This window comes from Streptomyces sp. JH14, from assembly GCF_029428675.1.
Classification (GTDB): domain Bacteria; phylum Actinomycetota; class Actinomycetes; order Streptomycetales; family Streptomycetaceae; genus Streptomyces.
The window spans coordinates 6,372,079-6,395,647 of the sequence record NZ_JAJNEL010000001.1 but is presented as its reverse complement, the minus strand read 5'-3'; the positions used below and the strand labels follow the sequence as shown (position 1 = coordinate 6,395,647).

Sequence of the window (23,569 nt, the reverse complement as noted above, 5' to 3'; positions counted from 1 at the left end):
TCAGTGGTCTCGGTCGGCAGTGGGGCGCCCCTGGAGACCATAGCCAGCGCGTGCTCGGATCCGGAACAAATCAATCGCTTGCACGTCGATGCTCCCGTAAGGTACGCGGGTTGTCGTGGCGGAGAGGCGGTTCGGAACGTGGCACCCAGGGCAGTAGCGCGGGAGCAGTTGGCGAGTGCGGCGCGGGCCGCGCTGGGCGGCGGGCGGCGGCTGGAGGCGGTCGAGCGGGTCGCGGGCGGCAGTAAGAAGGGCGTGTACCGCCTGGTGATGGACGACGCGACGACGGCGATCGCCTACCTGTGGGACGACGCCGAGAACTACTGGCCGGCGGCTGAGGGCGACGACGACCTCACCGACCCGTTCTCGCCCGGCCTCGGGCTCGATCTGTTCCAGGCCGCGCACGCGCGTCTGGACGCGCTGGGCGTCCGCGTTCCGGCGATCCGACTCGTCGATCGCGACGGCGCTCACTGCCCGGCCGACCTTGCGATCGTCGAGGACCTCCAAGGGGAGAGCCTTGAGGAGTTGCTCGCGCGCGACCGGCGCGCGGCTGCTCCGGTCATGGCCCGGCTCGCGGAGTCGCTGGAGGCGATGCGGGGTCACCGGGCACCGGCGTACGGCAAGGTGGCCGTGGTAGACGGAGGAGGAACGTCGCGCGGTAGGTCGTGCGAGGAAGTGGTCCTCGACCGCGCGCTGCGGGACCTCGCCGAGGCAGCCTCCCGCGATCCGCGGATCGTGGGCGCCCGCGACCAGCTGGAGGAGCGGCTGCTGGGCCTGGCGGCGGCGGTGCTGCCACGCGCGGAGTACGCGGTCGTACACGGCGAACTGGGGCCCGACCACGTGCTGGTGGACGCGGACGGGAAACCCGTGGCGATCGACATCGAGGGATTGATGTACTTCGATGTCGAGTGGGAGCACGTGTTTCTACAGATCCGCCTGCACGACGCCTACCGGCCGCTGGGGGTGGCCGGGTTGGACGAGGACCGGCTCGCGCTCTACATGCTGGCACAGCGACTCTCGCTGACGGCGGGGCCGCTGCGGCTGCTCGACGGGGACTTCCCCGACCGGGCCTTCATGGCGGGCATTGCCGAGTACAACCTGAAGCAGGCGCTGAAACTGGTCCACGCCTGAATTCCCGGGTGTCTTAATCCTCGGACGTCAGCCCCTCCGCCCCAGGGCCTCGACGCCGTCTGTGCCGGACTCTCCCTCCCCGGGGTTACTTCTCATCTGTTCGCCGCCCGCTACCCGCCGATCCCTGCTTCAGCGATGGGCCGTAGCGCTGCGGGTCCGACCCCGCTCTCCATCCATACGGGGGCCGCAATCGACTGAGTAAGCTGCGACGTCCTGCGGACCGACGAGGCCTTTGACGCTCTGCGGCGCTGAGACACCCAGGCTCACCCGCAGTAGCTGCGAATTCGTTCCTTGGGGCAACGCGATGAGACATCTGGGCTACTGAGACATGCGAACTGTTCATAACGGCGGAACGATCGAGTCCGACGACGGCGAGACCCCGCGCCGGGCCGCGCGGCGCGAGACGGCCGAGGAGATCGGTCTCGACCTGGAGCCGGGGCGCCTGCTCGCGATCGACTGGGTGCGCAGCCCCGTACGGCCTCCGATCGCGGCGTATCTGTACGACGGCGGAGTCCTGGACGACGTGCAGTTGAAGGCGATCCGGCTGCAGGAGGAGGAGCTCGTGTCCTGGAAGCTGGTGGAGCGCGGGGCACTCGACCGGTATCTGCTCGGTTCGCTCGGCCACCGGGTGCGCGCGGCGCTGCAGGTGCTGGACTCCGGGGCGGGCGCGGTGGAGCTGGAGGACGGCAGGCCGGTCGCCCCCTGACTCGGGCGGTCGGGACTCTCTTCGCGTATCCGCCCCGCACCACTGGAGTGTGACAGAGCGTCGGTTCGCGATCCGGCCGACGGCTGCCGGCACGCGTTCGCCTTCGTGCCGGCCCACCCGGTTCTTCCTCGACCTGCGCCCCATGGGCGGCTCGCTCTGCCTGGACCGTGCAACGACCGGATCGAAGACCGTCGTTGAAGCGTCCGGACATCCCGATGCCGGCCCGTTCACACCCGTGGAGCGCAAGCGGTGACCCCCGGCATGGCGTGATCGGGATCGCTGAGGGTGTTTCGCAGGGTGCCGAAGGAGCCGTCCCGTGTCTCTCCCGCGACTCCCGCCCGACGGGCGGGGACCCGGCAACCGCCGGATAACGCCTCGCGGGCTGCCGCGACCGCTGCGTACGCTCGACCGTATGACTCTTGTCGCGATCCTCAGCGGCGCCGGCATCTCCACGGACTCCGGCATTCCCGACTACCGCGGGCCGAACGGTCTCTGGCGGAAGGACCCGGAGGCCGAGAAGCTCGTGACGTACGACTTCTACATGGCCGATCCGGAGATCCGTCGCCGCTCCTGGCAGATGCGCCGCACGAGTGCGGCCTGGGACGCGGAGCCGAACGCCGCCCACCGGGCCGTGGCGGACCTGGAGCGGTCCGGTGTCCCTGTGCGGGTGATCACGCAGAACGTCGACGGGCTGCACCAGCTGGCTGGTGTCTCCGCGCGCAAGGTCCTGGAACTGCACGGCACCGTACGGGAGGTGGTCTGCACCCGCTGCCATGCCCGGTCGCCGATGGCCGAGGCGCTGAAGAGGGTCGAGGCCGGCGAGGAGGACCCGTCGTGCGCGGTCTGCGGCGGCATCCTCAAGTCGGCGACGGTCATGTTCGGCGAGCGGCTCGATCCGGTGGTGCTGGGCGAGGCGATGTCGATCGCGAAGGCGTGCGAGGTGTTCATCGCCGTCGGTACGACGTTGCAGGTGCAGCCCGCCGCATCGCTCGCCGGCATCGCGGCGGAGCACGGTGCGCGGCTGATCGTGGTGAACGCCGAGCCGACGCCGTACGACGAACTGGCCGAGGAGACGATCCGCGAACCCATCGGGACCGCGCTGCCGTCGCTGCTCGCACGCCTGACCGCCGAGGCAGCCGCGCGGGCGCAGGGCTGAGCAGCGGGCGCAGGCTGCCCTTTCGCGGACGCGGAACGGTGGTGGAACTGCCCCCGCCGCGTGGTGCGCCGGCAGGAGGTCGCATCGAACACCAGTTCCCCTCCGCCTCCTGGGACGCCGGGCCGGTGGGGTACAGTGGAGCACGCGAAGGGGAGTAGCCCCGCAAACCGGTCGTCGACACACTGGAACCTCCGGGTTCCCGGTGGCCGGGCTCGTGGATCATCACGGGCGGGCGAGACCTTCGGTCAGGTATGACGTGTCCGCGTACCCGCGGGCGCTGCAGTCATGCCGGGCCGAGTGGTCCTCCGAAAAGCCCGAGTGGCACTTTGCGGAAAGGCCCGGGGCCCGGCTCTCACAGAAAGCCACCCGGATGCATCTCGACCCCCTGGCGATCATCACCGCCTTCGGGCTGATCTTCCTCGCGGAGCTCCCCGACAAGACGATGTTCGCGTCGCTGGCCATGGGCACGCGCATGCGCCCGCTGTACGTCTGGTTCGGCACGTCGTCCGCGTTCCTCGTGCATGTCGCGATCGCCGTCGGTGCGGGCGGCCTGCTCGGGCTGCTGCCCGGCTGGATCGTCAAGCTCGTCTCGGCAGCCCTTTTCGCCTTCGGCGCGTTCATGCTGCTGCGCGGGGGCGACGACGAGGGCGACGACGCGGCGGACACCAAGACCGTGACCGGCTTCTGGCCCGTCTACTCGACCGCGTTCATGGCGGTGTTCATCAGCGAGTGGGGCGACCTCACCCAGATCACCACGGCCAACCTGGCTGCCAGCAACGGCACATGGTCCACGGCCATCGGCTCCCTGGCCGCCCTGATGTCCGTCTCCGCCCTGGCGCTGCTCGCGGGGCGCTTCATCGCGAAGCGGGTGCCGCTCAAGACCGTCCAGCGCATCGGCGGGCTGTGCATGCTGGGGCTGGCGATCTGGTCCGTGGTCGAGATCTTCACGGCCTGAGCCGGTTCCGCCACACGGACACGACGAAGCCCGAGGGACGCGCTGTGCGTCCCTCGGGCTTCGTCGTGTCCGGAACACGTCCTGAGGGCCGGCCCGCCAGGGAGGGCAGGAGAGCCCTCAGAAGAGCGTCGGGGTGTCGTCCCCCGCGCCGTTCTCGAAGGCCAGCAGCCGCTGCTTGCGGTCGAGGCCGCCGCCGTACCCGGTGAGGCTGCCGGACGCTCCGATGACCCGGTGGCACGGGACGATGATCCCCACCGGGTTCTTGCCGTTGGCGAGGCCGACCGCGCGTGAGGCGCCCGGCTTGCCCAGGTTCTCGGCGAGTTCCCCGTACGAGCGTGTCCGGCCGTACGGGATCTGCCGGAGCTGTTCCCACACGCTGCGCTGGAACGGGGTTCCGTCCAGGTGCAGCGGCAGGTCGAACTCTCTGAGTTCGCCGCGGAAGTAGGCGTCCAGCTGACGGATCGCCTCGGTGAACGGGCGCGGATCGGGCTCGCCGAAGTTCTCCTCCGGCGGTCGGTGCCGCTGTCCGGTCATGTAGAGCCCCGAGAGCACGCCGTCGGTGGCGACGAGGGTCAGTGGACCGTACGGGCTGTCGACGACCGTGTGCTGCCTGGTCGTGGTGTGTGTCGAGGTCATGAGAGAACTCCCTCAGGCTGGCAGGTGGTTGATGGGATGGTCGTCGACGGTCCACAGGTACTGGACGGCGTACGCCCGCCAGGGACGCCAGGCCGCCGCGCGCGCGGTGAGCGCCGCGGGCGTCGACGGGAGGCCGAGTTCGGCCGCCGCCCTCCGGATGCCGAGGTCGGTGGGGAGGAAGGCGTCCGGGTCGCCGAGCGCCCGCATGGCGATGACCTCGACGGTCCATGGGCCGAAGCCGGGAAGTGTGGTCAGTTCGGCCCGGGCCTTCGTCCAGTCGGTGTCGGTGCCGAGCCGCAGCGAGCCGTCGGCGAGCGCGCCGACGAGTGTGGTGAGGGTGGTACGGCGGCTGCGGGGCAGGGCGAGCCGCTCCGGGTCGAGACCGGCGAGCGCCTCGGGTACCGGGAAGAGGTGGGTGAGGCCGCCGCCCTCCGGATCGTCGACCGGGACGCCGTGGGCGGTGACCAGGCGGGCCGCGTGGGTGCGGGCGGCGGCCGTGGAGACCTGCTGGCCGAGCACCGCCCGTACGGCGAACTCCGCACCGTCGACCGTACGCGGCACCCGCCGCCCCGGGGCCTTGTCGACGAGCGGGGCGAGCAGCGGGTCGGCCCTCAGCCGGTCGTCCACGGCGACCGGGTCGGCGTCCAGGTCGAGCAGCCAGCGGCAGCGGCTGATGGCGAGGGTGAGGTCGCGCGGATCTGTGAGGAAGAGCCGGCACGCGATGTGGTCGGGGCGCGGGGTGAGGGCGACGATGCCGTGTCCGTGCGGGAGGGTGAGCGTGCGGCGGTAGGCGCCGTCGCGCCACTCCTCGACGCCGGGGACCGCCGTCGCGGCGAGGTGGCCGAAGAGGTTGGAGGGGTTGAGCGGGGCCCGGTACGGCAGCCTCAGCGCGATCACGCCCGGGGTCGCCGGCGGCTTCGCGGACCGGGCGGCGCGGGTGCGCAGTTCGCCGGGCGCGAGGGCGAAGACCTCGCGGACGGTGTCGTTGAAGGTACGCACGGAGGAGAAGCCGGCCGCGAACGCCACGTCGGCCATGGGGAGTCCGGTCGTCTCGATGAGCAGCCGGGCGGTCTGGGCGCGCTGGGCGCGGGCCAGGGCCAAGGGGCCGGCGCCCAGCTCGGCGAGGAGCTGGCGTTCGATCTGCCGGGCGGAGTAGCCGAGCCGGGCGGCCAGCCCCGGCACGCCCTCACGGTCGACGACGCCGTCCCCGATGAGACGCATCGCGCGGGCGACCGAGTCGGCGCGGGCGTTCCACTCCGGGGAGCCGGGGCTGGTGTCCGGCCGGCACCGCTTGCAGGCGCGGAAGCCGGCCTGCTGACAGGCGGCGGCGCTCGGGTAGAAGGTCATGTTCTCGACCTTGGGCGGCACGACGGGGCAGCTCGGACGGCAGTAGATCCGGGTGGTCAGGACTGCCGTGAAGAACCAGCCGTCGAAGCGGGCGTCCTTGGACTGGACGGCCCGTACGCAGCGCTCGGTGTCGGTGTACATGCTTCAAGCATGGGCCACCGGGCGGGCCGGGGCTGGCGAGAATCCGACATCAGCCTTGCGCTGCCAGGACCTCTTCGAACCTCGCGTACGCGTGTGCGTCAAAGAGGACGAACCGCACCTCCTCGACCGGAGCGGCGGCCTCCGCCAGCACCGTGCGGACGGCGATGCGCGCCCCGTCGTCCATGGGCCAGCCGTAGATGCCGGTCGAAATGGCGGGAAAGGCCACGGTACGCGCGCCCAGCTCAGCGGCCACCCGCAGAGACTCGCGGTAGCACGAGGCCAGCAGCGCGGACCGGTCCTCGGCGCCGCTCCAGACCGGTCCGACGGTGTGGATCACCCATCGGGCGTCGAGATTCCCGGCCGTGGTGGCGACGGCCTGCCCGGTCGGCAGCCCCTTTCCGTACTGCGAGGCGCGCAGCTTCCGGCACGCGGCGAGGATCTCCGGGCCGCCACGGCGATGGATCGCGCCGTCCACCCCGCCGCCGCCGAGCAGGGAGGAGTTCGCCGCGTTGACGATGGCATCGACGGACTGCCCTGTGATGTCACCGCGTACCAGGGTGACGGTGACGGCCTCACGTTTGCGCATGCGGCCATGATGCCGTGTTCCCGTCGGCCGGGCGGCCCTTGACGCTCCGGACGGCTGTCAGTGCACCTTGCGCACCGGCAGGATCGCCAGTGCGCCGCCGAGGCACACCAGCGAAGAAGTGATCAGCAGGATCGAGTAGTTGTGGCCGCCGCCGAGGGAGATGAGGAGCGCTCCGAGTGCGGGGGCGAAGATCTGCGGGGCGGACATCGCGATGTTGAAGATGCCGAGGTCCTTGGAGGGGTTCTCCGGGTCCGGCAGCACGTCGATGACCAGGGCGAGGTCGACGCCGAGGTAGGTACCGAAGCCCAGCCCCAGGACGATCTCCGCACAGTAGAACAGGGCGATGGTGTCGGACTGGCTGAGGATCAGCATCCCGACGCCGAACAGCACCGCGGCCATGGCGATGAACGGCTTGCGGCGTCCGAAGCGGTCCGAGAGCCACCCCGCGGCCTGCGCGGAGCCCATCACGCACAGTCCGTAGATGAGGACGCCGGTGGCGAGCGTCTCGGTCGCCTCGGCCGTGGTGAGCCGCATTTCGTGCTGGAGGTAGATGAGACGGAAGGTGGTGAACATCCAATTGGCGAGGGTCAGCAGGAAGCGCGAGAGCCAGGCCCAGGCGAAGTCCGGGTGCTGCTTGGGGCTGACCCAGTACGTGCGCAGGACGGCCTTGAACCCCTCCCGCGGGGGCTTCTGCTCCAGCGGCTTGTCCGGCAGGACCAGGACGTAGCCGATCACCAGGAGGATGCCGATGACGCTGGGGACCAGGAAGAGCAGCAGCATCTGGTCGGTGAAGGACCTGGCGATCCAGGTGCCCGCGGTGGGTGCCAGGTTCTGCATGATGCCGAGCAGCCCGCTGATCTTGCCGCGCTTGTGCTCGGGGACGTTGTCGGCGACGGTCGCGACGAAGGCGGCCAGTGCCGCGTTGGCGGATGCGGAGGCGATGACGAAGCCGACGGTGATGGTGGCGACACCGCTCGCCGTCGCGATGATCACCAGTCCGATGAGCAGGCCCAGCATGCCCAGGACGAGCCATGGCCTGCGGCGGCCGAAACGGCTGGTGGTGCGGTCGCTGAGGCGCCCGAAGAACGGGTTGGCCAGCATCGCCGCCACCGAGCCCGTCGTGGTGATGATGCCGAGCGAGGTGACCTGGTCGTCCTCGGGGACGATCGACTGCACCTTGAGTTGCAGGCTGACCAGAATGGGCGTCAACAGGGCCAGGAACAGGCCGAGTTGACCTGCCGCCATGCCGACGACCAGCCGGGGCCGGGGGTCCGGCACGGCCTGTGCGGTGGCGGCGGACTCGCCGGCCGGGGGCGCGCCGGTGGCGCTGCGGAGGGTGTCCGTGGTCACGGTGAGGGCTGCTTCCTTGTGAGCGGGCAGGACGTGCGCAGCCATGCGGAGGCACGGCGCGAGGCGGGGCTCGACCGTCGTCGGCTGCGGCAGGGGGCTCGCGGCGGGGAGCCCCGCCCGGCCCGTGGGGCCGGGCGGGGGTTCCCGGAAAGCCGTGAGGGTCCGGTCAGGAGTGGGTGAGGTGGCGGTCTGCGCCCACCCGGCGCTGCGGCCCGATGAGTTCGATGTCGGCGCTCAGCCGGATGTCACCGCTGGAGGAGCCGAGCATGAGGCGGATGGTGCCGGGTTCGACGATGCGCTGCCCGTCGCCCGAGGCGTCCTTGGTGTACGAGGTCTGGTCGGCGTGCACCCTGAAGGACACCCGTGCCTGCTCACCGGGCTCGAGGCCGACGGTGTCGAAGGCCACCAACTGCTGGGTGGGGCGGGCGACCTGCGCGACGGGGTCGTCGTAGTACAGCTGGACGGTCTCCCGGCCCGCGCGCTCGCCGGTGTTGCGCACGACACAGGAGACCTCGATGAACCCGTCGGTGGGGACGCGCCCGTCATGGGCGACACGCAGGTCCTCGTAGCCGAACGAGGTGTACGAGATGCCGTGCCCGAAGGGGTACAGGGGCGTGTTGTCGAGGACGCTGATGCCGTCGCTGAAGCGGCCGAGGGGTGGGTTGAGGTAGGTGCCCGGACTGCTTCCGGGGGTGGCCGGGATCTGTACGGGCAGCTTGCCGCTCGGGGTGACCCGGCCCGACAGTACGCCGGCCAGTGCGGGGCCTCCCTCCTCGCCGGGCATGAACGTCTGCACGACGGCCGCACAGCGCTCGGCGAGACCTCCGAGCGCGTAGGGGCGGCCGGAGACGACGAGCAGGACGACCGGGACGCCGGTGGCGAGCACTTCCTCGAGCAACTGCGCCTGCACGCCCGGAAGATCGAGATCGGGTGCGTCGCACCCCTCCCCCGAGGTGCCGTTGCCGAACATTCCGGAGCGGTCACCGACGACGACCAGGGCCAGGTCGGCCGAGGCGGCTGCGCGGGCGGCGGCGGGCAGACCGGAGCGGTCGTCGCCGCTCACCGCACAGCCCTGCTCGTAGGTGAAGGTGACGTCCGGCAGCTCGGCAGTGAGCGCCTCGCGCAGGCTGGGCAGAGCCAGCCCCGCCGGGTGGCCGGGATACTTGGGCAGCACGTGATTGGGGAAGGAGTAGCAGCCCAGGAAGGTGCCGGAGTCGTCGGCGCCCGGACCGATCAGGGCGATGACGGGAGTGCGGGCGCCTTCCAGGGGCAGGGCGGCGCCCTCGTTGGCGAGCAGGACGACGGAGCGTTCGGCGACGGTGCGGGCGAGCGCGCGGTTCGCCGGGGAGTCCAGGTCGACGGGGGTGCCGACGCCGGCGTCCGCCTCCGGGGTGTAGCCGGCATCCAGAAGACCGAGCCGGAGCTTGTGGCGCAGAACCCGTTCGACGGCGCGGTCCAGGAGCCCGGGCGCGACCTGCCCTGCGTCGAGCCGCTGGGCGAGAGGGTCGCCGTAGCAACGGGTGTTGGGCAGTTCGATGTCCATGCCGGCGCTCAACGCGAGGCGGGCCGCGTCGGCCTCGGTGGCGGCGACGCGGTGCATGGTCTGCAGGAACGCGATCGACCCGTAGTCGGAGACGACCGTGCCGGTGAAGCCCCACTGCTCGCGCAGCACGGTCGTCAGGAGGTGCTCGTCGGCGCAGGCGGGGACGCCGTCCTGGTCGGTGTAGGTGTTCATCACCGAGCCCACGGCGCCTTCGCGCACCGCCATCTCGAACGGCGGCAGGATCACGTCGGCCATCTCGCGGGCGCCGATGGAGACGGGCGCGTGGTTGCGGGCCCCTCGTGAGGCGGCGTGCCCGGCGAAGTGCTTGAGGGTGGCGATGACGCCCTGGGACTGCACGCCGCGCACATAGGCGGTGCCGATGAGCCCGGTCAGATAGGGGTCCTCACCGAGGGTCTCCTCGACACGGCCCCAGCGGTAGTCGCGTACGACGTCCAGGACCGGGGCGAGCCCCTGGTGGACGCCCACGGACGCCATGTCGCGGCCGATCGCGGCGCCCATCTCCTCGATCAGTCCGGTGTCGAAGGTCGCGGCCCAGGCCAGGGGCGTGGGGTAGACGGTGGCGCCGAAGGCGGCGAATCCGGTGAGGCACTCCTCGTGGGCGATGGCGGGGATGCCCAGCCGGGTGGTGTCGGTCAGAAGCCTTTGCAGGCGTACGAGTTCGGCGCGGCCCTCTTCGGGGGTGAGGGGGCGGGTGCCGTAGGGACGGGTGAGGTGGCCGATGCCGTGGGCGAGGGCCGTGGACTCGCCCGCACGGGCGGCGAGGGCCTCCTCGATCGGGGCGACCCGGGCGTCTCCGCTGCCGACGTTGGCCTTGGCCCAGTAGCTCCCGAGCTGGGCCAGCTTCTCGGCCTGCGTCATCTCGGCCATGAGGGCCTTGACCCGCTCGTCGTCGCCGAGCGACGTGTCGTTCCAGTGGTTCATGAGGCTCCTGCTCGCGGCCTGTACACCTGGCCTGTACACCTTCGGCGCCGTGTGGAGGGCCGGGTCGGCGCCAGATAAGTTCACGCCATTGACAAAAAGGTGCGTGCAGCATGCACAGGCCTAAAGGGCCAGGTCAAGAGGGTCAGCGCACTTTTCTCAGCTAAACGGAATAGATCATTCCGGGCATGCCGAAGAGCGGCTGGACCCCATCCGGGGACAGAATCCAGCCGCTTCGGGCGTCAGGAACCCGGCTGCTCCGACTGTGGGCATCCGGCCTTTCCGGACTCCGGAACATGGAGGGACGCAGCCGTGAGAAGCACGGCCGTGCGCAGGGAAGCCGCTGTGGGACCCGCGGCGGTCAGTGGCCGAACGACCGGTGCGCCACGCCCTCCAGATGCGCGCGCATCGCCGACTCGCAGGCATCCGCATCCGCTGTCTCGAACGCGCTCAGCACCGCGGCGTGCTCGGCCAGTGCCTCCTGCGTGTCGGTGACGCGGCCACCGGTGAAACGGCGGAAGCGCTGGATGTGGGCGCCCAGCGGGTCGATCGCCGCGGAGAGGAAGCGATTGCCGGCGGCACGGGCGATGGTGGCGTGGAAGGCGGAGTCGGCCTGGAGGTAGGCGCGGAAGTCGTCCGCCGCGCGCTGTGTCGCCGCTGCTTCCATCAGCCGGTGGCTCTCCGCCAGTGCGTGTGCCGTGCCCGCCGCGTCCCGCTCGCATGCCTGGCGGGCGCTGTACGGCTCGATGAGCAGCCGGGCACCCATCAGTTCACGGAACCCGCCGTCGTCCAGAAGCGGGGCGACCGTGTAGCCGCGGTGCGGGACGCGTACGACCAGCCCGGTGTTCTCCAGCTTGGCGAGCGCCTCGCGCAGCGGCGTCGGCGAGACGCCCCAGTCCTTGGCGATGGTGTCGATGCGCAGGGGCGTGCCCGGCGCCAGGCCCTCGTCGAGGATCAGAGCGAGCAGCGCGTCGTACGCCTCGTCCATGAGGACGGTCCGGCCAAGCCCGGCCGGACGCACCTGCCTGCCGACTGGTCCCATCGTTGATTCTCCCTGTGACGTGCCGGATGCTCCCGGCGGACCAGCTTTCAGCCTAGTCGGAGCGGCTGCCCCTCCCCTTCACGGGGCGTGATCAGCGCGCGGTGCGCGGAGAGAGCAGAGTGATCAGCGCCGAGTCGTCCTCGGCGGCCAGTCCCTGGCTGATGGCGAGCTGGTACAGCTGGTCGGCCGCTGCGGCCACCGACGTGGCGACGCCGGCCTTCTTGGCGAGGGACACCACGATGTTCATGTCCTTGCGGATGATGTCCAGGCGGGAGCGCAGCTCGGGCCCGCCGGTGCCGTCCTCCTTCACGTCGTACTGCTGGACCATGCGCGGACCGCGGTCGGCCAGCATGAAGGATGCGGCGGCGCCCTGACCCAGGACGTCGACGGCGCGGTCCAGGTCGATGCCGAGAGCGCGGGCGAGCGCGAGGGACTCGGCGGCGGCCGCGGTGTGGATGCCGCACAGGAGCTGGTTGACGGTCTTCATGATCTGGCCGTCGCCGACGCGGGGACCGACGATGTGCAGGGTGGAGGCGAGCCGGTCGAGGACCGTCCGGGCGTCGGCGAGGGCCGCGTCGTCCGCACCGACCATGATCAGCAGGTCACCGGTGCCGGCGCGCACGGCGCCACCGCTGACGGGGGCGTCGACGAGCCGTACGCCCTGCGCGGCGAGGCGCGCCGCGACGGCCTGGACGCCGTCGACGCCGACGGTCGAGGTGACCACGACGACCGCGCCCTCACGCAGCGACTCGGCGGCGCCGCGCTCGACGATCCCGCCGCCGAACAGGCAGGACTCCAGCTGTTCCTGGTCGCGTACGGCGATGACGACCACATCGGCGCCCTGCGCGGCCTCGGCCGGAGTGACTGCGGGGGTGGCGCCGGCCTGCGCGGCGAGGGTGCGGCGCTCCTCGAAGACGTCGAAGGCCCGGACCGGGAAGACACCGGCGAGGCGGGTGGCCATGGGCAGGCCCATGGCGCCGAGGCCGAGTACGGCGGTGGTGGTGGAGGCGGAGTTCTCAGCGGACATCGGATGCTTCTTCCTTGCGGGATGCGGTCGTGCGGGGCCGCGTGGACAGATTCTCTTACGGGTCCGCGGGTGGGCGGGGCGGTCCCGGTTCCCGTACGGGCTCACGTACGGGAACCGGCGGCCCGCCGGCATCGCGGACGGCGCAGCTGTGACGGACGTCGGACGGGGACCGGCGTCAGACGAAGACCGCGTACATGAGCAGGGACATGGCCAGGCCCATCACGGCGACGATGGTCGAGAGGACCGACCAGGTCCTGATGTTCTGGGAGACGCTCATCCCGAAGTACTCCTTCGCCAGCCAGAAACCGGCGTCGTTGACATGCGAGAAGAAGAGCGATCCCGCACCCACGGCGAGAGCGATCAGGGAGGCCTCCACCGGCGGGGTGCCCGCCACCATCGGAGCCATGATGCCTGCCGCGGCGGTCGTGGCGACCGTGGCCGAGCCGGTGGCCAGCCGGATCAGGACGGCGAGCAGCCAGCCGAGGACGAGCAGCGGCATGTGCGCCTCCGCGGCGAACTTGCCGATGGCGTCGGCGACTCCGGTGTCCACGATGAGCTGCTTGAAGCCGCCGCCGGCGCCGACGACGAGAAGGATGCCGGCGACGGCGGGCAGGCCCGCGGACACCGTCGTACGGACCTCGGCGCGGTTGCGGCCGAGCCGGAAACCGAAGACGACCATGGCGACGAGCACGGCGATGAACATCGCGACGAGCGGCGTACCGAGGAAGTCCAGCAGGTGGTTGTACCAGGCGTCACCGGGGAAGGCGATGTCGACGACCGACTTGGCGAGCATCAGCACGACGGGCAGGGCGACCGCGCCGACGGAGACGGCGAAGCTCGGCAGGCGTCGGTCCGCGCCGCCGTCCCGCGCCCGGTCGGCCTCCTTGACGAGGGAGGCGACGAGCTCGGCCGGGGCCTCGCTGCGCACATGGCGCGCGATGAACTTCCCGTACAGCGGGCCCGCGATGATGACGGTGGGTATCGCCGCGAGCAGGCCCAGGCCGAGCGTGGTGCCGACGTCGGCGTTGAGCGCGCTGACGGCGACCAGCGGACCGGGGTGCGGCGGCACGAAGGCGTGCATGGTGCCCAGGCCCGCGAGAGCGGGCACGGCGAGCAGCACGAGCGGCGTGTTCGTCCGCTTGGCCATGACCACGATGATCGGAACCAGCAGGACGAGACCGACCTCGAAGAACATCGGCAGCCCGATGACCGCGGCGATCAGCGCCATCGACCACGGCAGCAGCCGGGGTCCGGACCGCGAGCCGATGGTCTCGACGATCCGGTCGACGCCTCCGGAGTCGGCGAGGAGCTTGCCGAGGATCGCGCCGAGCGCGATCAGCGCCCCGGTCGAACCGAGCGTGGAGCCCATGCCGGCGCTGAACGAGTCGACGACCTTGGACAGTTCGGTGCCCGAGCCGATGCCGAGGACGACGGAACCGCCGATGAGGGCGACGAACGGATGGAAGTCGAGGATCGCGATCAGCGAGATGATCACGCCGATGGCGATGGCGACCATGACGATGAGCCGGGTGTCGTGCCCGGTCCAGGGCGAGGTCGCCGCGGCCAGGACATCGGCCCGGGGCGGGACGAGCGGAGACATGCGGGTGCATCCTTACGTCGTTGTAAGTCGTGGCAGGGGGTGATGCGACTCGCCGGGGCAGGCGGCGTCGAGGAGGGCGTCAGCAGGCGACGGGCTCGTCCTCGGGACCGGCGGCCCCCACCGTGTCGTAGGCGTCGAGGACGGCCACCTTCTCGCCCGAGGGCGAGGACGCGTCGAAGCGGTAGCCGAGCCACTCGCGCACCAGCCGGCGGGCGAGTTCGAGGCCGATGACGCGCTGGCCCATGGTGAGGACCTGGGCGTTGTTGCTCAGCACCGCGCGCTCGACGGAGAAGCTGTCGTGAGCGGTGACGGCACGGACGCCACGCACCTTGTTGGCGCTGATCGCGACGCCGAGTCCGGTGCCGCACAGCAGCAGGGCCCGGTCGGCCCCTCCGTCGGCGACCACGCGGGCGGCAGCCACGCCGATGTGCGGGTAGGCGGTGTGTTCGCCCTCGGCCACACCGACATCGGTGACGGACGCGACGCGCGGGTCGGCCTCCAGGTCGGCCTTGAGCGCTTCCTTGTACGCGTATCCGGCGTCGTCGCAGCCGATGACGATGCGGAGCGGAGCGGGGTGCTGATTCTGCGTCATGTCGGGTTTCCCGTGGAGTGGTGGGGATCGTCGGGGTCGTTCAGGCCGTGTACGTCACGGCCGCCGTCAGGCGTTGCCGAGCAGCGCCGCGACGGTGCGGGCGCACAGGGCCAGGGAGAGGGCTCCGGCGTCGGGGGTGCCGACGCTGCGTTCGGCCAGCGGCCGGGCGCGGCCCAGGCGCGGGGTGAGTCCGGCAGTGGCGTCGGCTGCCTCGGTGGCCGCGTCGGCGGCCTTCGCGAAGGCCGAGAGGGGGTCCTCGCCACGTGCCACCCCCGCCGTGAAGATGTCGACGAGGGGGGCGAGTGCGTCGACGAGGGTCTTGTCGCCGGGCTTGGCACCGCCGAGCGAGGTGACGGCGTCGAGAGCGGCGCGGGCGCCCGAGGCGGCGCGGACGCCGCCCGCCCGGCCCGTGTCGCCGAGCTCCTGGGCCAGGGCGCGCAGGGCGACTCCCCACAGGACGCCGGAGGTGCCGCCGGCTTCGTCGGCCCAGGCGTCGGCGGCGGCGCTGAGCAGCGAACGGGCGCCCGCCCTGCGTGAGTCGGCTTCCTCAGCAGCCCGTACGGCCGCGTCGACGCCCTTGGTCATGCCGCGCCCGTGGTCGCCGTCGCCCGCGACCGCGTCGATCCGGCCGAGTTCCACGGCGGCGTCGTGCAGCGCGGTGCGCAGCGCGTGCAGAGCGGTCAGGGCGGTGGCAGCGGCGGCGCGCGAGGCGGCGTCCCCCTCGGTGACCGGGGCCCCGGGTATGGCGTCGGGCAGGTCGCGCGGCCGGTCCGAGGCCTTCGGCAGCGGCAGGCGGCTGAAGCCGGGGGCGTCGGCGGAGGCACACCACCAGCGCTCCAGGTCCTCGTCGAGCCACATCAGGGTGAGGGAGCAGGCGGCCATGTCGAGGCTGGTGACGAGTTCACCGACCTCGGGCCGCACCACGCCGAGTCCGGCCTCGGCCAGGGCGTCGCCCACATGCCCCCACAGCAGGAACAGTTCCTCGTACTTGGTGGCGCCCAGGCCGTTGAGGATCGCGGCGACACGCGGGCCCGCCCCTTCCGGGCGCTCGGCGAGGAGCCGCTCCACGAGGGTCCGGGCGATCGTCGGGGCATCGGCCATGTCGGCGTCACGCACGCCGGGTTCGCCGTGGATGCCGAGGCCGATGGCCATCTTCCCCTCGGGAACCGTGAACAGCGGAGTGTCGGCGCCGGGCATGGTGCAGCCGTCGAAGGCGATGCCGAAGGAGTACGTACGGTCGTTGGCGTGGCGGGCGGCGGCTTCGACGCCGTCGAGGTCGAGGCCCTCCTCGGCGGCTGCGCCGGCGACCTTGAAGACGGTGAAGTCGCCTGCGATGCCCCGGCGTTCGTGGCGCCGTTCGGCGGGGGCGCTGGCCACGTCGTCGGTGACCAGGACGGTGCGGGTGTCGATGCCGGCATCGCGCAGGCGGGCCTGGGCCATGCCGAAGTTCATGCGGTCGCCCGCGTAGTTGCCGAAGGAGAAGAGGACGCCGGCGCCTGTGTCGGCGGCCCGCGCCACGGACTCGGCCTGGCGGGCGGAGGGCGAGGTGAAGATGTTGCCGACCACGGCGGCCGCCGCGAGCCCCTCACCCACCAGTCCGCTGAATGCGGGGTAGTGGCCCGAACCTCCGCCGACGACGACGGCCACGCGGTCGGAGCCCTGCGGCCGGGTGCGGACGACACCACCGGGCACCACGGTGACGTGCTCCGGATAGGCCGCGGCGAAGCCTCGCAACTGGTCCTCGCTGAAGCGGTCGGGATCGTCGAAGAGCCGGGTCATGGCGGGTGAGCTCCTTGTCGGAGAGGTACTGACGGGTGCGGGTGCGGGATTGCGTCGTCGCACCGGGGGCGGCCTGTCGGGTAAGGGCCCAACGGCGCGGGCACGCCACGCGAAGGGGCCGGGGAGGCGGCTGCCGGCCCGGTCGCGGCTCATGCGGGCAGGGGCCGGGCGGCGGGGGCCAGCGCGTCGGGCAGGCCCCGCCGCCCTTGATGCGCGGAGCGTGGTGGCCGCGCGTCACGCCGCCGTGTCCCACCGCGGCGTGACGCGCGGAGTGCGGCTCAGGCCTCGGTGCGGCGCGGCAGGATGCGCCTGAGGTAGTCGCGGTTGGAGGCGGCCACGCTCAGGCCGTCGCCGCCGTAGTGCTCGACGCAGAACGCGCCGGTGTAGCCGTGCGCAAGGGCGATCCTGACGGCCTGGCGGTAACTGACGAAGCCGGACTCCATGGGAGCCGGGGAGGTCAGAACGGTCCCCGTGGCGGGGTCCTCGACACGGTAGTAGCTCTTCACGTGCCAGTAGTTGGCGTGCGGCAGCGTCTTGGTGACCATCGACTCCCAGGACTCGATGGGGCGCTGCATCCGGATGAGGTTGCCGAGGTCCGGATTCAGGCCGACGTTGTCGCGGCCGATGTCGGTGAGCAGGGCGACGGAGGAGTCGGCGGTGCCGAGGTAGGTGTCCTCGTACATCTCCAGGGACAGCTCGACGCCCACCGAGGCGGCGTGGTCGGCGAGTTCACGCAGGCGGCTGACGGCCTTGTCCCAGGTCTCGCGATCGCCGACCGGGTCCTTGGGGCCCGGCACGGTCCAGAACCAGAGCACGGCCTGCTGTTCGGGGGTGAGCGGCCGGTGCAGGCCGACCGAGACGAGCGGGACGCCGAGAGCGGCGGCCGCGTCGATGGTGCGGTGCGAGTAGGCGAGGTTGGCGTCGCCGTCGACGGGGTCGATGACGCTGCGGCGGATCGCGGAGATGGCCGGTGCGCTCAGGCCGACCTTGGAGAGCGTGGCCCGCAGTTCCTCGAGGCGGGCGGGGGCGAGGTCGCCGGGGCGCAGCCAGCCGTCCGTGAGGTCGACTTCGGTGAACCCGGCGTCCACGACGTCCTGCAGGCTCTCCGCCCACTGCTCGGCGGTCTGCTCCTGAGTGGAGACGCCGTCGGGCCCGACATTCGGGAACTGCAGCAGGGCGGCGGCGATCGGCCAGGTTTCTGCGGTGTGAGTCATCATCGGCTCCCTTTCTCTATTTCCTATAGGATCTAGAATCCTGGAGCGTGTCAATGTGGTCCATCTCACGCACGGTCAGGCAGCGGGCCCGGGCGACACCGCTTCACACTTGGCCATCACCTTCGACCCGCGACGCTCGCGGGTTCGCGTACGCGCCGCGCACCACGGGTGGAACATCAAGACGCCGCACGTCCGCGGCCGGCCCGACGACCCCGGTCGCCGCAGCCGAATCAAGGCGCGGGGGCGAGCGGGGAAAGCGCCCAGTCGGAGATCTTTCAGCGGTAACTACCCGCCAGACCACGCATATCGGACGCCACCTTCCTGCTTACGGACAAGATCCGGTCAATTTTCTGACGTGGACCTGCCACTCCTCGCCCGTCGGTGCCACTCTCACCGCACACCCCTCACGGAGCTCATGGACCGAGTGAAGGAGAACGAGTGAGAACCACTCTGCGTGCCGCCGCCCTTGCCGCATCCGCCACCATGGCCGTCATCGGCGTACAGGCAGGATCCGCAGACGCGGCCCCGGACCGCCAGGCCGGAGCCACCGCACTGCCGCTCAGCGCATCCCAGCGGGTCACGGCGATCCAGGAGGCACAGGCCGGAGCCGCCGGGGCCGCCGCGAAGATCAAACTCGGCAGCAAGGAGAAGCTCGTCGTCCGCGATGTGATCAAGGATGCCGACGGTACGGTCCACACCCGCTACGAGCGCACCTATGACGGTCTGCCCGTCCTCGGCGGCGACCTGGTCACCCACACAGGGAAGGACGGCACTCTCAAGGGGGTGTCCAAGTCCACGTCCACCACCATCGCCGTGCCGTCGACGACCGGAGCCACCGAGCTCAAGGCCGGTGCCCGGAAGGTGATCTGGGCCGCCACCGGCAAGCCGGCGCTGGCGTACGAGAACGTGGTGAAGGGCGTCCAGGACGACGGGACACCCAGCGAGCGCCACGTCATCACGGACGCCACCACGGGCAAGGAGCTCTACTCGTACGAGGCCATCGACACCGGGTCCGGCACCAGCCAGTACAGCGGAACGGTGTCCCTCGGCACCACCGCCTCGGGATCCTCCTACAACCTCGTCGACGGCGGTCGCGGCGGGCACACCACGTACGACCTGAACGGCGGCACCAACGGCACCGGGACACTCTTCACGGACGCCGATGACGTCTGGGGCAACGGTTTGGTGACGAACCGTCAGACCGCTGCCGTCGACGCCCACTACGGCGCTGCGGTGACCTGGGACTTCTACAAGAACATACTGGGCCGCAACGGCATCGCCGGCAACGGCAAAGCCGCCTACTCCCGAGTCCACTACGGCAACGCGTACGTCAACGCCTTCTGGTCGGACAGCTGCTTCTGCATGACGTACGGAGACGGCTCGGGCAACGTCAAGCCGCTCACTTCGCTGGACGTCGCCGGACACGAAATGAGCCACGGCCTCACCGCCTCCACCGCGGGCCTCAAGTACAGCCGCGAATCGGGCGGTCTCAACGAGGCGACCAGCGACATGTTCGGCACCGCTGTCGAGTTCTACGCCGCCAACAGCAGCGACGCCGGCGACTACCTCATCGGCGAGAAGATCGACATCAACGGCAATGGCACCCCGTTGCGCTACATGGACAAACCGAGCAAGGACGGGGCCTCGGCCGACTCCTGGTCCAGGAATGTGGGCCGGCTCGACGTCCACTACTCGTCCGGGCCTGCCAACCACTTCTTCTACCTGCTGTCCGAGGGCAGCGGCGCGAAGACCATCAACGGGGTCTCGTACAACTCGCCGACCTCCAACGGCTCCACGGTCACCGGGATCGGGCGCGACAAAGCCGTCCAGATCTGGTACAAGGCGCTCACCACCTATATGACCTCGTCCACCGACTACGCCGCGGCACGGGTCGCGACGCTGCAGGCGGCGACCGACCTCTACGGTGCGGGAAGTGCGGAGTCCGCAACCGTCGCCGCCGCCTGGTCCGCGATCAACGTCAGCTGAGCGGGGAGCAGAGCTCGCTCGCTGCACCGTTCGCGATACCGCGGAGCACCCCTGGTGCCGCGTACTTCCTCCCAGCCCACAGGGGGGAAGTACGCGGCGCTCGGCCGATCAGACAGCCTTGCGGCTCATGCCGCCCGCAGCCGCCGCCAGACCGCCTTCGCAGCATGGTGACCGGACATCCCGTGCACCCCGGGCCCGGGAGGCGTGGCCGACGAGCACAGGAAAACGGCCGGGTGCGCCGTCGCGTACGGCACCCGGGCGAGCTTGGGCCGGATCACCGTCTGGAGGCCGGCGAACGCACCGCAGGCGATGTCGCCGCCTACGTAATTGGCGTTGCGCAGGACGAGTTGGGGCGGGCCCGCGACGGCGCGTGCCAGTACCAGATCGCGGAATCCGGGCGCGAACCGCTCGAGCTGCCGCTCGATGACCTCGGTGGCATCGCCCTCCCAGCCCGCCGGGACGTGCCCGTACGCCCAGAAGACATGGCGCCCCTCGGGCGCACGGGACGGGTCGACGAGGCTGGGCTGCGCGGTGATCAGGAACGGCACGCTCGGGTCGCGTCCGGCCACAGCGGCGCGGAGCGCACCGTCGATCTCACCGGCCGTGGGGCCGACATGAACGGTGCCCGCCTTCCGGGCCTCCTTCGCGGTCCAGGGGACGGGGCCCGACAGCGCATAGTCGATCTTGAAACAGGCGGCACCGTAGCGGTAGCCGCGATAGGCGCGGCCGAGTCCGGCGATCCGGGCAAGGGCGGTCGGCGAGGTGTCGAAGACATAGGCGCGCGCGGGCGGCAACTCGTCGAGACGCCTGACCTCCGTTCCGGTACGGATCGTGCCGCCCAGGTCGCGCACGTACGAGGCAAGGGCGTCGGAGATGGACTGCGAGCCGCCGCGCGGCACCGGCCAGCCGTTCTCGTGCGCGGCGAGCGCGAAGAGCAGTGCGACACCACCGGTGGCGATTCCGCTGGTGGGAGCTATGGCGTGAGCAGCGAGCCCGGCGAACAGGCCGCGCGCCTTCGCACCCCGGAAGCGGCGGGAGAGAAGCGTGGCGGGCTGGATCGCATCCAGCCCGAACCGCACCCATCGGTACGGATCGTGCGGCAGACCGTCCCACGGGGTCCGCAGAAAGTCCTCGGCGAGCGTGTCCCAGTGGCCGAGGTAGGGGGCGAGCAGTCTGCGGTACGCCCCCGCGTCCTGCGGGCCCAGCGACATGGCGGTCTCCCCCACCGAACCGGTGAGCACCGCGGCCGAGCCGTCCGGGAAGGGGTGGGCGAGCGACAGCTCGGGCTGGAGCCACTCCAGGCCGTACCGGGCGAGCGGCATCCCGGTGAACGCGGGTGAGCCTATGGCCAGCGGGTGCACGGCGGAACACGGGTCGTGGCGGAAGCCGGGGAGGGTGAGTTCCTCGGTGCGGGCACCGCCCCCGACGGTCTCCTCCGCCTCGAACACCTCCACCGAGAAGCCACGGCGGGCCAGTTCGGCGGCGGCGGTCAGTCCGTTGGGTCCCGCCCCCACGACGACGGCATCGAGCATCGACGGCACCTGCGGACTCCTTTGTCAGCCGACGGCCAAGGACTCAAGGATATTCCGCTGCTTCGACGACCGGGCCGCGGGTAACGTCCCCGCCGATGAACACAGACTGTGCGGTCTTAGCAGAAATCCACGACATGGCGGTGCGGCTGGCGGCAGTGCCCGGCGTCCGGGCCGTCGTCCTCGGCGGCAGCCGCGCGCGTGGCGCCCATCGGCCGGACTCCGACTGGGACCTCGGCGTCTACTACCGCGGTGCTCCCGACCTGGCCGCGCTCACCGCGCTCGCGTCGGACGCGCAGGGCTCCCCCGTGGAGGTGGCGGGTCCCGGCGGCTGGGGGCCCTGGGTCAACGGTGGTGCGTGGCTACGGGTGAAGGACACGCCGGTGGACTGGATCCTGCGCGACCTGGACCGGGTCGAGCGGGTCTGGTCCGACTGCCGCGCGGGCCGATTCGAGGTGGGCATCCAGCCCGGCCATCCGCTGGGATTCTGGTCCCCCTGCTATCCGGGCGAGGTCGCGCTCGGCCACGTACTGACCGATCCGTACCGCGAATTGACGCAACTTCAAAAGGACACCCGCCGCTACCCGGAGCCGCTGCGCACGGCACTTGCCGACGCCGCCTGGGAGGCGGACTTCTCGGTGGCCGCGGCACGCAAGTCGGCCCCTTCCGGCGACACCCTGCATGTCGCACTGTGCCTGTCGAAGGCGTTCGGGATCCTCGCCCAGTCCCTCCACGCCCACCACCGGACCTGGTGCCTGAACGAGAAGGGCGCGCTGGCGGCGGTCGCGCAGCTGCCGGATACTCCGGCGGGCTTCGCCGAGCGGGTGGGTGCGGCGCTGCGGGGGCTGGACGCGGCGGCGGTGCAAACGGCGGCGACCGTGGTGCGGGATGTGCGGGCAGTGCTCGGGCAGGGGACAGCACGCCGGTGAAACGGTGCTCCGGTGAAGGGGGCCGCCCCAGCGGGGGTCTCCGGAGCCGGAGCCCTTAGGATCCCGGCCGTGATCGCCGAACTTCAGTGCGTGGTGCTCGACTGCCCCGATCCCCTACGTCTCGCCGAGTTCTACCGTTCGGTCGTCGGCGGCCGGGTCAACGAGCCGGACCGGCGGTGGGGACTCGACGAGGACTGGGCGACGCTGCACACCGACGCCGGTCTCGTCCTCGCGTTCCAGCGGGCGGCCGGCCACTGCCCGCCGCGGTGGCCGGACCCGGCGCACCCTCAGCAGTTCCATCTGGACTTCGGTGTTCCGGACCTGGACGCGGCGCAGGCGGAGGTCCTCGCGGCGGGCGCGACCGTGCTCGACGACGGGGGCGGGGACGGCGCCGGGAGCGGGGAGACGGACGCGGAGCGGGCCGAGCGGCCGTGGCGTATCTACGCCGATCCGGCGGGGCACCCGTTCTGCCTGGTCCTGCACCGTGTGGGGCGGCCGTAGCCCCGTCCTCGCGGAGCGCCGGCCCGCAGAGGACCCCAGGGGCCGGTCATCCCCCGGTGCGCAGCGCCTCCAGGATCCGGTCGGCCGTCGCCGCGTCGCGGGCGGCCGTGAACGGCAGGGTGTTGCCGCCGGTGATACGGAACGGGGCGCCTGAGAGCGTGACCTGGGTGCCACCCGCCTCGGTGACCAGCAGCAGGCCCGCCGCGTGGTCCCAGGCGTACTCCCAGTTGAAGGCGACCGCGTCCTGCTTGCCGCGGGCGACGGCCAGGTATTCGAGGCCCGCGGAACCGCACGGGTAGGCGTTGATGCCTTCGCTGCGCAGGCCGAGCAGGGCGCGCTTCTGGGCCTCCGAGGTGTAGTCGGGGTGCGACATCGCCACGTCGAGCACGGCGCCGCGCTCGGGCGATCCGGAACGCATCGGAACGCCGTCGATCGTGGCGCCGCGGCCGCGGACCGCGATCGCCATCTCGTCCAGGGCCGCGGCGTACGTCCACGAGGCGAGAAGTTCGCCGCGGTGGGCAAGGGCGACCAAGGTGCAGAAGCCCGGTTCGCCGCGGACGAACTGGCGGGTGCCGTCGACCGGGTCGACGATCCAGACCGGTGCCTCACCGCCCAGGGCGTCGTACACCCTCGGATCGGCGTGGACCGCCTCCTCACCGACGACCACCGAGCCCGGCAGGAGCCGGGTCAGGGACGCGGTGAGGTGTTCCTCGGCCAGGCGGTCGGCGGTGGTGACGAGGTCGTGCGGACCGCTCTTCTCGACTATCTCGTGTGCAGCGAGCTGCCGGAAGCGCGGCATGATCTCGGCGGCGGCCGCTGCGCGGACCGCCCCCTCGATCTCGGTCAGGTCCCCGGCAAGGAAGTCATCGAACATGACCCCAGC

19 protein-coding genes and 1 pseudogene are annotated in these 23,569 nt (G+C 71.4%); 7 read left to right on the top strand and 13 right to left on the bottom strand.

Going from position 1 to position 23,569, the window contains the following annotated elements; translation table 11 throughout:
• Positions 1-138 precede the first annotated feature (138 nt).
• The 4 genes and pseudogenes from LRD69_RS28895 (at position 139) to LRD69_RS28880 (ending at position 3,945) form a co-directional block, all read left to right on the top strand.
• Positions 139-1,128, top strand: coding sequence for a phosphotransferase (locus LRD69_RS28895; protein ID WP_277329460.1), 990 nt, complete (start codon positions 139-141; stop codon positions 1,126-1,128).
• Between the two features lie 346 nt (positions 1,129-1,474).
• Positions 1,475-1,834: pseudogene (locus LRD69_RS28890) on the top strand (NUDIX domain-containing protein); the annotation flags it as partial.
• Between the two features lie 412 nt (positions 1,835-2,246).
• Positions 2,247-2,990 carry a Sir2 family NAD-dependent protein deacetylase gene (locus LRD69_RS28885; RefSeq protein WP_277329459.1) on the top strand — a complete coding sequence of 248 codons (744 nt, stop codon included), beginning with the start codon at positions 2,247-2,249 and terminating at the stop codon, positions 2,988-2,990.
• A 370-nt stretch (positions 2,991-3,360) separates the two neighbouring features.
• Positions 3,361-3,945: a TMEM165/GDT1 family protein gene (locus LRD69_RS28880; protein WP_277329458.1), complete on the top strand. Its 585-nt coding sequence runs from the start codon at positions 3,361-3,363 to the stop codon at positions 3,943-3,945.
• Between the two features lie 117 nt (positions 3,946-4,062).
• Here LRD69_RS28880 and LRD69_RS28875 read toward each other — a convergent pair whose 3' ends face one another.
• The 11 genes from LRD69_RS28875 to LRD69_RS28825 form a co-directional block, all read right to left on the bottom strand.
• Entirely contained in the window at positions 4,063-4,581 is a 519-nt protein-coding gene (locus tag LRD69_RS28875; RefSeq protein ID WP_277329457.1) for a methylated-DNA--[protein]-cysteine S-methyltransferase, read from the bottom strand.
• Between the two features lie 12 nt (positions 4,582-4,593).
• The gene (locus tag LRD69_RS28870; RefSeq protein ID WP_277329456.1) at positions 4,594-6,069 is read right to left on the bottom strand and encodes an AlkA N-terminal domain-containing protein; all 1,476 of its coding nucleotides are present in this window, start codon (positions 6,067-6,069) and stop codon (positions 4,594-4,596) included.
• A 49-nt stretch (positions 6,070-6,118) separates the two neighbouring features.
• The gene (locus LRD69_RS28865) at positions 6,119-6,655 is read right to left on the bottom strand and encodes an O-acetyl-ADP-ribose deacetylase (RefSeq protein WP_277329455.1); all 537 of its coding nucleotides are present in this window, start codon (positions 6,653-6,655) and stop codon (positions 6,119-6,121) included.
• A gap of 57 nt (positions 6,656-6,712) precedes the next feature.
• Entirely contained in the window at positions 6,713-8,050 is a 1,338-nt protein-coding gene (locus LRD69_RS28860) for an MFS transporter (RefSeq protein ID WP_277329454.1), read from the bottom strand.
• Positions 8,051-8,171: 121 nt separating this feature from the next.
• Complete coding sequence (locus LRD69_RS28855) at positions 8,172-10,490, bottom strand: glycoside hydrolase family 3 N-terminal domain-containing protein (RefSeq protein ID WP_277329453.1); 2,319 nt, start codon at positions 10,488-10,490, stop codon at positions 8,172-8,174.
• 358 nt (positions 10,491-10,848) lie between these two features.
• The gene (locus LRD69_RS28850; RefSeq protein WP_277329452.1) at positions 10,849-11,529 is read right to left on the bottom strand and encodes a GntR family transcriptional regulator; all 681 of its coding nucleotides are present in this window, start codon (positions 11,527-11,529) and stop codon (positions 10,849-10,851) included.
• Positions 11,530-11,620: 91 nt separating this feature from the next.
• The gene (locus tag LRD69_RS28845; RefSeq protein WP_277329451.1) at positions 11,621-12,556 is read right to left on the bottom strand and encodes an NAD(P)-dependent oxidoreductase; all 936 of its coding nucleotides are present in this window, start codon (positions 12,554-12,556) and stop codon (positions 11,621-11,623) included.
• Between the two features lie 175 nt (positions 12,557-12,731).
• Positions 12,732-14,156 carry a gluconate:H+ symporter gene (locus tag LRD69_RS28840; RefSeq protein ID WP_277329450.1) on the bottom strand — a complete coding sequence of 475 codons (1,425 nt, stop codon included), beginning with the start codon at positions 14,154-14,156 and terminating at the stop codon, positions 12,732-12,734.
• A gap of 79 nt (positions 14,157-14,235) precedes the next feature.
• A complete protein-coding gene (locus tag LRD69_RS28835) occupies positions 14,236-14,748 on the bottom strand; it encodes a ribose-5-phosphate isomerase (RefSeq protein WP_277329449.1) in 513 nt (170 codons plus the stop codon).
• Positions 14,749-14,814: 66 nt separating this feature from the next.
• Positions 14,815-16,527: a dihydroxyacetone kinase family protein gene (locus LRD69_RS28830; protein ID WP_277329448.1), complete on the bottom strand. Its 1,713-nt coding sequence runs from the start codon at positions 16,525-16,527 to the stop codon at positions 14,815-14,817.
• Positions 16,528-16,805: 278 nt separating this feature from the next.
• Complete coding sequence (locus LRD69_RS28825) at positions 16,806-17,741, bottom strand: sugar phosphate isomerase/epimerase family protein (RefSeq protein ID WP_277329447.1); 936 nt, start codon at positions 17,739-17,741, stop codon at positions 16,806-16,808.
• Positions 17,742-18,224: 483 nt separating this feature from the next.
• Between LRD69_RS28825 and LRD69_RS28820 the strand changes: the two genes are divergently transcribed.
• On the top strand, positions 18,225-19,727 hold the full coding sequence (locus tag LRD69_RS28820) for a M4 family metallopeptidase (protein WP_277329911.1): 1,503 nt from the start codon (positions 18,225-18,227) through the stop codon (positions 19,725-19,727).
• A 125-nt stretch (positions 19,728-19,852) separates the two neighbouring features.
• Here the strand turns inward: LRD69_RS28820 and LRD69_RS28815 are convergent, their stop codons facing one another.
• Positions 19,853-21,268 (bottom strand): NAD(P)/FAD-dependent oxidoreductase, encoded by a 1,416-nt coding sequence (locus LRD69_RS28815; protein ID WP_277329446.1) that lies wholly within the window; start codon positions 21,266-21,268, stop codon positions 19,853-19,855.
• Between the two features lie 86 nt (positions 21,269-21,354).
• Here LRD69_RS28815 and LRD69_RS28810 point away from each other — a divergent pair, with 86 nt between their 5' ends.
• Positions 21,355-22,185, top strand: a complete 831-nt coding sequence (locus tag LRD69_RS28810) for a nucleotidyltransferase domain-containing protein (protein ID WP_277329445.1) — start codon at positions 21,355-21,357, stop codon at positions 22,183-22,185.
• A 69-nt stretch (positions 22,186-22,254) separates the two neighbouring features.
• Positions 22,255-22,686: a VOC family protein gene (locus LRD69_RS28805; RefSeq protein ID WP_277329444.1), complete on the top strand. Its 432-nt coding sequence runs from the start codon at positions 22,255-22,257 to the stop codon at positions 22,684-22,686.
• A 46-nt stretch (positions 22,687-22,732) separates the two neighbouring features.
• Here the strand turns inward: LRD69_RS28805 and LRD69_RS28800 are convergent, their stop codons facing one another.
• Positions 22,733-23,560, bottom strand: a complete 828-nt coding sequence (locus tag LRD69_RS28800; RefSeq protein ID WP_277329443.1) for an inositol monophosphatase family protein — start codon at positions 23,558-23,560, stop codon at positions 22,733-22,735.
• Positions 23,561-23,569 lie beyond the last annotated feature (9 nt).

Excerpts from the sequence above, each read along its gene's own strand:
- LRD69_RS28885 (WP_277329459.1), top strand. The coding sequence starts at position 2,247 with ATGACTCTTGTCGCGATCCTCAGCGGCGCCGGCATCTCCACGGACTCC.
- LRD69_RS28880 (WP_277329458.1), top strand. The coding sequence starts at position 3,361 with ATGCATCTCGACCCCCTGGCGATCATCACCGCCTTCGGGCTGATCTTC.
- LRD69_RS28875 (WP_277329457.1), bottom strand. The coding sequence starts at position 4,581 with ATGACCTCGACACACACCACGACCAGGCAGCACACGGTCGTCGACAGC.
- LRD69_RS28870 (WP_277329456.1), bottom strand. The coding sequence starts at position 6,069 with ATGTACACCGACACCGAGCGCTGCGTACGGGCCGTCCAGTCCAAGGAC.
- LRD69_RS28865 (WP_277329455.1), bottom strand. The coding sequence starts at position 6,655 with ATGCGCAAACGTGAGGCCGTCACCGTCACCCTGGTACGCGGTGACATC.
- LRD69_RS28860 (WP_277329454.1), bottom strand. The coding sequence starts at position 8,050 with ATGGCTGCGCACGTCCTGCCCGCTCACAAGGAAGCAGCCCTCACCGTG.
- LRD69_RS28855 (WP_277329453.1), bottom strand. The coding sequence starts at position 10,490 with ATGAACCACTGGAACGACACGTCGCTCGGCGACGACGAGCGGGTCAAG.
- LRD69_RS28850 (WP_277329452.1), bottom strand. The coding sequence starts at position 11,529 with ATGGGACCAGTCGGCAGGCAGGTGCGTCCGGCCGGGCTTGGCCGGACC.
- LRD69_RS28845 (WP_277329451.1), bottom strand. The coding sequence starts at position 12,556 with ATGTCCGCTGAGAACTCCGCCTCCACCACCACCGCCGTACTCGGCCTC.
- LRD69_RS28840 (WP_277329450.1), bottom strand. The coding sequence starts at position 14,156 with ATGTCTCCGCTCGTCCCGCCCCGGGCCGATGTCCTGGCCGCGGCGACC.
- LRD69_RS28835 (WP_277329449.1), bottom strand. The coding sequence starts at position 14,748 with ATGACGCAGAATCAGCACCCCGCTCCGCTCCGCATCGTCATCGGCTGC.
- LRD69_RS28830 (WP_277329448.1), bottom strand. The coding sequence starts at position 16,527 with ATGACCCGGCTCTTCGACGATCCCGACCGCTTCAGCGAGGACCAGTTG.
- LRD69_RS28825 (WP_277329447.1), bottom strand. The coding sequence starts at position 17,741 with ATGACTCACACCGCAGAAACCTGGCCGATCGCCGCCGCCCTGCTGCAG.
- LRD69_RS28820 (WP_277329911.1), top strand. The coding sequence starts at position 18,225 with ATGGCCGTCATCGGCGTACAGGCAGGATCCGCAGACGCGGCCCCGGAC.
- LRD69_RS28810 (WP_277329445.1), top strand. The coding sequence starts at position 21,355 with ATGAACACAGACTGTGCGGTCTTAGCAGAAATCCACGACATGGCGGTG.
- LRD69_RS28800 (WP_277329443.1), bottom strand. The coding sequence starts at position 23,560 with ATGTTCGATGACTTCCTTGCCGGGGACCTGACCGAGATCGAGGGGGCG.